Raw genomic sequence first — 2,379 nt, 5'->3', positions numbered from 1 at the left:
GAGGCGTCGGGGCGGGCCCGCCAGTCGCCTCCCCGGCCGAGGTCGAACACGCAGGCCGCCGGCACCACGGGGACGACCCGCTCCGGCCCGCCCACCGGGATGCCGCGACCCTGCTCCTCCAGCCAGGCCATCACCCCCGACGCCGAGTCGAGCCCGTACGCGCTGCCGCCGGTCAGCACGATCGCCTCGATGTGCTGCACCAGGTTGCGCGGGTCGAGGGCGTCGGTCTCCCGGGTGCCCGGGCCGCCGCCGCGCACGTCGACGGCGGTGACCGCGCCGCCCTCGGGCGCGAGCACGACCGTGGTCCCGGTCAGGAAGCCGTCATCGGTGCGGGTGGCGTGCCCGACGCGCAGGCCCGGCACGTCCGTGAGTGCGTCGTTGTACGTCGTCATGCCTCATGCATACCAGTGCAGTTGGGCCTCCGGCGGGGCCTCTCCGGGCCTTCCGCAGGGCCTCTCGGGGCCTCCCGTTTGCCTCCCGTGGGCCTTCCATGTGCCTATCAGGGCCCCGCATGCCCGCGTGGGCCTCTGTGGGCCTCTCCTGCGGCTCGAAGGCGGCGTCGTCTCGGGGGCGACGTCGTCGGTCAGGTCGCCGCCAGGTCCGCCCGTGCGTTCCCGGCCGCCGACAGCATCACGCCGACCGCCACCGTCAGCGCCGCCACGACGCCCGCCGCGAACACCGCCCAGTGGCCCGCGAACGTACAGCCGAGCACCAGCAGCGCGCTCACCGGAAGCGCCAGTTGTTGTGCGGCGCCCACCTTGAAGTACCGCGCGTGCAGCGCCCACACCATCAGCAGGAACGCCGCTGACGGGATCGTCACCGCCGCGGACGCCGCGATCCTGGACAGATGCGCCGCGCCGACCGCCTGCTCGACCGCCACTTCGATGCCCGCGCCGATCGCCGCCGCCGACGCGAAGATGAAGTAGTGGCCGTACCCCCACAGGAACGCCTGCCGGTTGCTCCGCAGCCGGTCGTGGATCGGGACCGCGAAGTAGATCCACCACGCGGCGAACACGATGAGGAGCCCACCGGCCGCGATCGGCAGCAACTCGCCCAGCGCGTCGTGCTCCTCGATGCCGGACTTCACCGCGACCGTCGCCGCGGCGATCGTCTCGCCGAGCACGATGATGGTGAACAGGCCGTAGCGCTCGGAGATGTGATGCGGGTGCCAGGACGTCTGCCGGTTCCTCTCCGCGAACACCGGCACGCACATCTCCAGGACCGCCATCGCCAGGAACACCCAGTTCCGTGCACCCGACGGCGTGAACATCAGTCCCAGCCAGCCCACTTGGCACAGCAGCACCCCACCCGCGTACCGCAGCGCGACGGTCCGCTCCGCCCCGCGCGTGGCCTTCGCGGCGCGCAGCCAGTGCGCCGCCATCGCGAGCCGCATGACCAGGTAGCCGAGGTAGACCACCGTGAACTCGTCGGCGAACGCGCGCGAGACCCCGGCCGCGAGCACCAGGACCCCCGCGATCTGCACGAGCGTGACGACCCGGTAGATCACGTCGTCGTTGTCGTACGCGGAGGCGAACCAGGTGAAGTTCATCCACGCCCACCAGATCGCGAAGAAGATCCGCGCGTAGTCGATCACCCCGCTGCCCGTGTGCCCCTCGGCGATCGCGTGCACCAGCTCCGCCCCGCCCTGCGCCACCGCCACGACGAAGCACAGGTCGAAGAACAGCTCCAGCGGCGACGCGACGCGATGCTCCTCGTCCCGCTCGCGCTCGACCATGCGGCGCACGGGGGAACGGCCCGCCCGGCCCGCGGTGGAGGTGTCATCGGAGCCCGCGCTCGGTGGAGCGTGTGGAGTGCCCGGAGCACGTGGGGCGTCGGGGGCTCCTGGAGTCTCCGGGGTGCGCGAGGTCCCAGGGGCACTCGGAGCCGTAGAGGAGCTCGGGCTCTCGGGAGAGTTCGGGGTGTCGGGAGAGTTCGGGGTCTCGGGAGAGTTCGCGGTCTCGGGGGTGCCGGGATTCTCTGACGTGCTGGGAGTGTTCGGGGTCCCGGGGGTGCTCGAGGTGTTGGGAGTGTTCGGGGTCCCGGGGGTGTTCGAGGTGTTGGGAGTGTTCGGGGCCCCGGGGGTGCTCGGGGTGTTGGGGGTGTTCGGGGTGTCGGGTGCGGGCGTCATGCGCCCAGGACAGCAGATCAGGCAGCGGGGCGGGCAGTGCGGCACGCGACCCGTGCCGGACCCGGTCCCTCAGCGCCCGCTGCCCACAAGGCGTCACGGGCCGCGTGCCGGTAGCGCCGCACCACGAGGTCGGCCACCGCCGGATGGTCGGCGAGGGGCGCGGTGACCAGCTCGGCCGGGGCGGTGCGCAGCGCCTCGGTGAAGCGGCCGGGGGCCAGCAGGTGCGTCACGATCCCGATCCGCCGGTGCCC

Annotated in this window: 2 protein-coding genes and 1 pseudogene; all 3 read right to left on the bottom strand. The window is 72.7% G+C overall.

What is annotated here, in order from left to right:
• Positions 1-392 (bottom strand): P1 family peptidase (locus G3I40_RS31155; protein ID WP_203645104.1); only part of this gene is annotated, 392 nt, incomplete at its 3' end.
• Between the two features lie 191 nt (positions 393-583).
• Positions 584-1,735 (bottom strand): low temperature requirement protein A, encoded by a 1,152-nt coding sequence (locus G3I40_RS31150; protein ID WP_164305965.1) that lies wholly within the window; start codon positions 1,733-1,735, stop codon positions 584-586.
• Between the two features lie 410 nt (positions 1,736-2,145).
• Positions 2,146-2,379: pseudogene (locus G3I40_RS31145) on the bottom strand (hypothetical protein); the annotation flags it as partial.

Origin of the sequence: Streptomyces sp. SID14478, from assembly GCF_010548525.1 — a bacterium.
GTDB lineage: Bacteria > Actinomycetota > Actinomycetes > Streptomycetales > Streptomycetaceae > Streptomyces.
This window is presented reverse-complemented; position numbering and strand designations above follow the sequence as displayed.